This window comes from Caulobacter sp. 10L414 (assembly GCF_056395525.1).
Genome location: NZ_JBFTJR010000113.1, coordinates 1 through 6,483, shown reverse-complemented (window position 1 = coordinate 6,483; position 6,483 = coordinate 1). Strand labels below are relative to the sequence as shown.

Below are 6,483 nucleotides of genomic sequence, written 5' to 3'. Positions count from 1 at the left end.
GGCCGAGGCCGCGCCTTCGGCGGCGCCGCGCGTGCGGCCGGCGGCGTCGCGGGCCTTGCCGCGGACGGTCGAGGTGGTCTCGCCGGCCCGGTCGCGGATGCGGCCGGTGGTCCCGCGGACGCTGGAACCCAGGCCGCTGGCGTCCGGCGAGGTCAGGCCGCCGCCAAGACCGCCGGAGCCGCCCAGTTGGCCGCCCAGCCCGCCCATGCCGCCGGTGAGGCCGCCGGTCAGTCCGCCGCCGCCCGAACCGCCCAGGATCTGGGCGTTGGCCAGCGGCGCGGTCAGCAGGACGGCGGCCGAAGCGGCGGTGACGAGGAACGAGATCTTACGCATGGGACGTCTCCTTGAAGGGTCATTTCCGTGGGGCGTCTTTCGCCTCCTGACCCGTCCAACGACGCCGCCTGCGGCTTTCTTCCATCGCCGCCGAAATTTTTCAGCGGGCGGCGTCGACCTGCCCCGCGCCGAACACCTTGTCGGGCCCCGGCGCGCCAAGGTCCTTGGCCTGGCGCCCCAGGGCTGTCACGGCCGCCCGCGCCCTGGCCGGGTCTGGACTGGCCGTCAGCCGGGCCAGGCGCCCGGCCACCACGGGCGCGGCGAACGAGGTGCCGCGCAGGCTCGCCTTGCGTCCGCCGGGCGCGGCGGCCCGCACCTCGGCCCCCAGCGCCGAGAACGCCACCTGGCCGTTGGCGCTGGCTTCGGGCAGCGCCCTGCCCCTCCGGTCGACGCCGGTGACCGCCACCACGCCCGGATAGGAAGCCGGATAGAGCGGCGGCGCGGCCGGACCGTCATTGCCGACGGCCGCCACCACCAGCACGCCCTGGCCGACCAGCGCCCTGACCGCCGCCCGCAGCGCGCCGTTGTCGGGCCCGACGAGGCTGATGTTGACCACCGGAACCTTGGCCGCGCTCATCCAGGACAGCGCCCCGACGATCGACGAGGCCGAGCCGCCCGCCGGGGTCGAGCCATAGACGTCGGCCGCCAGCAGCCGCGCGCCCGGACCGGCCGAGCCGTAGTCGCGGGCCGCGATCAGCGAGGCCGCGGCGGTGCCGTGCGCCCCGGCCCTGGGCGCGCCCTTGGCGAAGCCCTGCTGCTCGATGGCGACGCCGCGAAAGTCGGGATGCCCCGTCTCCACGCCGCCGTCGACCAGTCCGACCCGCGCCGCGCCCGCGCCGCTCGCCGTCGAAGCCGCCGCGGCCAGACCCGCGGCCTCGACCACGCCGGCGCCGGCGTAGATGTGGTTGAAGTCGTAGTCGCCGGCCGGATCCAGCGCACGCAGGCGGCGGACGGCCTGGCGGGCGTCCATGCCACGCGGCGGGGTCAGGGTCACGAGTTCGATGCCGAGATCGCCGGAGCGCTCGCGCCGGGCCTCGACGAAGCCGGCGTCCACGGCGCGCTGGAGGGCCTCGGCGCTCGGCGAGACGGCCAGCACCTCGCCGCGCACGACGGGCCGGCCCTGGTCGTCGGGCTCCAGAACGCGCGGATTGGCCCGCAGCAGGGCCTGGAGCCGATCCAGGCCCGCCAGGTCGCGCACGCCCCGCGCCGTCCGCATCGTCAGGTCTTCGGCCCCGTCGACCACGTCGGACACTACCGGCAGGCGACCAGGCAGCGACGGCAGCCCGCCCGGCAGCAGCTGGGCGTCCGCCGCCGGCGCCAGCGCCAGGGCGCAGACCGCGACGACCAGGACATGGGCTTTCTTCCGCAACGCGATCTCCGAGGCTTGCTGCGCGAGAACGATGGCCGGAACCCGCGCGGAGTGGAATAATTATCCGGTTCATGGATTAAACGCCGGAAGCGGCGCGTTTCTTCCCTTAGGCGACGTAGGCGGACCTTGGATTCTTTTCAAAAGGACATGCTGGACCTGCTGCCGCGGCTTCGCCGCATGGCGCGGGTGCTGGCCAGGGATCCCGCAGACGCCGACGACCTGACGCAGCTGACCATCGAGCGCGCCCTGGCGCGCCGCGACCAGTGGCGGGAAGGCACGCGACAAGACAGCTGGATGTTTCGGATCATGCGCAACGCCTGGATCGACGAAAGCAGAAGCAGGGCCCGGCACGGCCGCGTCCTGGCCCCGCCCGAGGCCGGCGTGCACGCCGCCGACCCGGCCGCGCCCTCGCTGGACGGACGCCTGGCCCTGACCGCCGTCGAGGCGGCGCTGGACGCCCTGCCCGAGGACCAGCGGATCGCCGTGGCCCTGGTGCTGATCGAAGGCCTGTCCTACCAGGAAGCCGCCGACAGTCTCGACATCCCGATGGGAACCCTCACCAGCCGCCTCGCACGCGGCCGCACGGCCCTGCAGGCCGCGCTGATCGACCAAGGAGCCAGGCCATGACCGTGAGCGACGAAGAGGTCTTCGCCTATGTGGACGGCGAACTGCCGCCCGAGGCCATGGCCAGGATCACCGCGGCCATGACCAAGGATCCGGCGCTGGCCGCGCGGATCCAGGCCCAGCGCGACCTGCGCCGCCTGCTGTCGGGCGCCCATGCCGGCGTGCTGCGCGAGCCGGTTCCTCCCGGCCTGAAGGCGGCGGCGAGCGCCGGCGGCAAGCCGGCCGAGGTGATCGCCTTCCCCCAGCCCAAGCCCAAGGAAAAGATCAAGGACAAGGCCAAGGTCCAGAAGCCCGCGACACCGGTCGCCGGCCGGCCGGCCTTCCGCAAGCCGCCGGCCTGGGCCGCGATGGCCGCCTGCCTGGTGGCGGGCCTGGCGATCGGCCGCCTGGCCCTGCCCTCGCCGCCGACCGCTGACGGCCGCGCCGCTGAGCTGCCGATGGCCGTCGGGCCGCTGGCCCGGGCCCTGGAGGACGGCGCGGCCGCGCAAGGCCAAGGTCCGGTGCGGATCGGCGTGACCTTCAAGAGCCAGTCCGACCGCTGGTGCCGCACCTTCCAGGGCCAGGATCAGGCGGGCGTCGCCTGCCGGGCCGACGGCGCCTGGCGCGTGCTGGCCTCTTCGCCCGTGGCGGCGCCGGCCGCCGGCGAGTACCGCCAGGCCGGCTCGGAGACGCCGGCGGCGGTGATGGCCGTGGTCGACGGCATGATCACCGGCGCGCCGCTCGACGCGGCCGGCGAGGCCCAGGCCCTCAAGAGCAACTGGCGGTGAGCTAGATCGGAAGGCGGATAGGGTCGCCGCCTCCTGGAAAGACTAGGGGAAAATCCAGGAGGCGGCGTATCCGCGCCCTTCGCAGGGGGGGACGCGAGGCGGGCGCGGACAATGACCGGAGGACTGCTAGGCCAGAAGGTCGAGCAGGACGCCGGTCATGGCGTCGGCGGTGCGAAGCACCGCGGCGTTGGCGGAGAAGTCGGTTCGCGCCGAGACCTGCTCGACACGCTCGGCGGCGAGATCCGTCTTGGCCGAGAGCCCTGCGTCGGCTCCGACGCGCTGGGCGCTGGCGGCCAGCCGGCCGGCTGCGGCGCCCATGCCCGCGGCGGAGATCGAGAAGGCCTGCATGAACCGTTTCCCCTGTCTTATCGCGAAGCTGACGGGGTTCGGTTAAGCGGATCTTCATAAATAGGGTGAATTTCCATCGACCTTACCCAATTATGTAGAGAATCTTTCTCGTTAAGGTTACCGGCGCGAACGTTCCCATCGCCGACATTACAAAACGTTCAGGCACAGCTTGCTCGACAAGCCGCCCGCCCCTCTGCAAGGTCGCCGGCTCCGCGGATCCGCCGCGCCTGGAACCTGACCGAATGCCCTTCTCGCGCCGCGCCGCCTGCCTGAGCGCCGCCCTTCTGCTGGTCGCCCACCCTGCCCTCGCCGCTCCCAAGGACGCCTTCGTCCCCTCGGCCGACGCCATCCGCGCCCACATGGCCTTCCTGGCCGACGACCTGATGGAAGGCCGCGAGGCCGGCACGCGCGGCTACGACCTGGCCGCCAACTACGTGGCCGCCCAGTTCGCTCTGCTGGGCCTGAAGCCCGCCGGCGACGCCGGTTCATACCTGCAGACCGTGCCGCTGGTCGCCTACCGCCCGGCCGGCGACGGCGAGGTCAAGGTCGCCGAAGCCGGCGGCGCCTCCGCCTCGCTGGTGTTCGGCGAGGACTTCCTGCCCAGCCCGCAGGCCGACAAGGCCGAACTGGCCCTCAATGCGCCGCTGGTGTTCGTCGGCTTTGGCATCAGCGCCCCCGAGCGCGGGCGCGACGACTTCGCCGGCCTGGACATCGCCGGCAAGATCGTCGTGGTGCTGTCGGGCGCTCCCAAGGGCTTCCAGACCGAAGAACGCGCCCACTACGGCTCGGTCGGCGTCAAGCGGGCCGAGGCCGCCCGTCGCGGCGCGATCGGCGTGCTGACCCTGGGCACGCCCGCCGGCGAGAAGCGCCGCCCGTTCGCGCGCGGCGTCGCCGGCAACCGCGAATGGCGCATGACCTGGAAGACGCCCGAAGGCGCGCCCTTCGTCCGCGGCGGCGCGGCGCCCAGCCTGGCCTCGATCAGCGTCAAGGGCGGCCAGAAGCTGTTCGGAACGGCCGCCGCGCGCCTGGAGGCCGCCTACGCCGCCGCCGAGACGCCCGACGGCAAGGTCGAGGGCTTCGCCCTGCCGACGACCGCCGCCATCGCCCTGAAGAGCCAGATCGAGCAGCGCCGCAGCAGCAACGTCGCCGGCCTGATCGAGGGCTCGGACCCGAGCCTGAAGGCCCAGACCATCGTGCTCAGCGCCCACCTCGACCACGAGGGCATCAAGGAAAACCCCAAGCCCGGCGAGGACGCCGTCTATAACGGGGCCCTCGACAACGCGAGCGGCATCGCCACCCTGCTCGAGGTCGGCCGCGGCTTCACCCAAGGCAAGGCCCGGCCCAAGCGCTCGATCCTGCTGCTGGCCGTCACCGCCGAGGAAAAGGGCCTGATCGGCTCGGACTACTTCGCCCACAACCCGACCGTGCCGAAGGCCGACCTGGCCGCCGACGTCAATCTCGACATGCCGGTGCTGCTGTACCCGTTCACCGACGTGGTGGCGTTCGGCGCCGACCGCTCGACCATCGGCCCGATCGTCGCCAAGGCGGCCGGCCGCGTCGACATCGCCCTGTCGCCCGACCCGATGCCCGAGGAGGGCCTGTTCACCCGCAGCGACCACTATCGCTTCGTCGAGCAGGGCGTGCCGTCGGTGTTCCTGATGACCGGCTTCAAGAACGGCGGCGAGAAGGCCTTCAAGGACTTCCTGGCCACGCACTATCACAAGCCCAACGACGACCTGAAGCAGCCGATCGACTATCAGGCCGCCGCCAAGTTCGCGCTCGTCAACTACGAGATCGCCCACGACCTGGCCGACGCCCCCGAGCGCCCGACCTGGAAGGCCGGCGACTTCTTCGGCTCGACCTTCGCGCCCAAGGGGCATCCGTCCTCGGCCGCGCGCTGAACGACCCATTGACCGAGGAGGTGGAGAGGCCGATTTTCCCTCTTCGTCTTTATCGAGAGGGAATCTTGTGGCCAGCGTGGGCGCGCTCCTGAAGCTCGGCGTGATCACGCCGGTGGCGATGGTCGCCGACGTGTGGCTGGCCCAGAAGCTGTTCCCCGGCTTCGACCCCGGCGCCCAGTTCATCAGCGAGTTGGGCGGCCCGGCGGCCCCGACCCCGGAAGTCTTCAACCTGGGCATGATGCTGGCCGGCGCGGCGGGCCTGTTCGCAGGGGCGGGCTTCGCCCACGCCCTGGAAAAGGCCGGCGGCCGCCGACAGGTCTCGGCCTTCGCCGGCCTGTGGGTGGCGATGACGGGCCTGGGCGCGTTCTTCGCCGGGATCTTCCACTGGCCCGACCCGATGCACCGGGCCTGCGGCGTGGGCCTGGCCATCCAGTTCGCTCCGCTGTTCACCGCCTGGGCCCTGTGGGGCAAGCCGGGCTATCGCCGCCTGGCGCACTTCTCGCTGGGCTGGTTCTTCGGCCTCCTGCTGGTGCTGGCCCTGCTGACGGGCGTGTGGAACGTGCGCACGGGCAATGACGTCGGCTTCTGGCAGCGCGGACATGCGTTCCTGGGCCTCCTGTGGCTGGGCATCGCCGCCTGGAGCCTGGAACGCGGCTGGCGGGCCAGACCCTTGGAACTGGAGCCGGCAACGGCCTAGCCACCCCCTCCAGCCCGTCCCCAGGATGCTCCCCCTGAAGGGGGAGCCGTCGCGGAGCGACTGAGGGGGAAGTCGGTGCTGCGTTCGCGGCCGTAGCTAGCTCATCAGGAACTTCCCCCCTCCGGCCCTCCGGGCCACCTCCCCCTTCGGGGGGAGGATCTTGGATCAGCGGACCTCCCTCTGTGGGGGAGGTTCCCAGAGGGCGAGGACCAAAAGAAAAGGCCCCGGAGGTTTCCCTCCGGGGCCTTCGCTTTGTCAGCCGAAGCTAAGAAGCGTCGATTACTCGACGATCTTGGCGACGACGCCGGCGCCGACGGTGCGGCCGCCTTCACGGATGGCGAAGCGGAGCTTCTCTTCCATGGCGATCGGGGTGATCAGCTCGACGTCMAGCTCGGCGTTGTCGCCCGGCATGATCATTTCCACGCCTTCGCGCAGCTTGATGAT

The 6,483-nt window shown here is 72.0% G+C and carries 7 protein-coding genes and 1 pseudogene; 4 read left to right on the top strand and 4 right to left on the bottom strand.

Annotation, left to right across the window (positions count from 1 at the left end):
• Together AC1DCG_RS24765 and AC1DCG_RS24760 are read right to left on the bottom strand one after the other, a co-directional pair.
• Window positions 1–333 (bottom strand): annotated as a pseudogene (locus tag AC1DCG_RS24765) (hypothetical protein); the annotation flags it as partial.
• A 100-nt stretch (window positions 334–433) separates the two neighbouring features.
• Entirely contained in the window at window positions 434–1,702 is a 1,269-nt protein-coding gene (locus tag AC1DCG_RS24760; RefSeq protein ID WP_477031449.1) for a S8 family serine peptidase, read from the bottom strand.
• Between the two features lie 126 nt (window positions 1,703–1,828).
• On the opposite strand from AC1DCG_RS24760, the gene AC1DCG_RS24755 reads away from it, so the two are divergent.
• Both AC1DCG_RS24755 and AC1DCG_RS24750 read left to right on the top strand, forming a co-directional pair.
• Window positions 1,829–2,329 carry a sigma-70 family RNA polymerase sigma factor gene (locus tag AC1DCG_RS24755; RefSeq protein WP_205691844.1) on the top strand — a complete coding sequence of 167 codons (501 nt, stop codon included), beginning with the start codon at window positions 1,829–1,831 and terminating at the stop codon, window positions 2,327–2,329.
• Complete coding sequence (locus AC1DCG_RS24750) at window positions 2,326–3,093, top strand: anti-sigma factor (protein ID WP_477031448.1); 768 nt, start codon at window positions 2,326–2,328, stop codon at window positions 3,091–3,093. Before AC1DCG_RS24755 ends, AC1DCG_RS24750 begins: the two co-directional genes overlap by 4 nt.
• Before the next feature lie 126 nt (window positions 3,094–3,219).
• Here AC1DCG_RS24750 and AC1DCG_RS24745 read toward each other — a convergent pair whose 3' ends face one another.
• The gene (locus AC1DCG_RS24745; RefSeq protein ID WP_477031447.1) at window positions 3,220–3,441 is read right to left on the bottom strand and encodes a flagellar hook protein FlgE; all 222 of its coding nucleotides are present in this window, start codon (window positions 3,439–3,441) and stop codon (window positions 3,220–3,222) included.
• 242 nt (window positions 3,442–3,683) lie between these two features.
• Between AC1DCG_RS24745 and AC1DCG_RS24740 the strand changes: the two genes are divergently transcribed.
• On the top strand, window positions 3,684–5,342 hold the full coding sequence (locus tag AC1DCG_RS24740; protein ID WP_477031446.1) for a M28 family peptidase: 1,659 nt from the start codon (window positions 3,684–3,686) through the stop codon (window positions 5,340–5,342).
• 118 nt (window positions 5,343–5,460) lie between these two features.
• A complete protein-coding gene (locus AC1DCG_RS24735) occupies window positions 5,461–6,039 on the top strand; it encodes a DUF998 domain-containing protein (RefSeq protein WP_477037255.1) in 579 nt (192 codons plus the stop codon).
• A gap of 279 nt (window positions 6,040–6,318) precedes the next feature.
• Here the strand turns inward: AC1DCG_RS24735 and AC1DCG_RS24730 are convergent.
• Window positions 6,319–6,483 (bottom strand): EF-Tu C-terminal domain-related protein (locus AC1DCG_RS24730; RefSeq protein WP_477031453.1); only part of this gene is annotated, 165 nt, incomplete at its 5' end.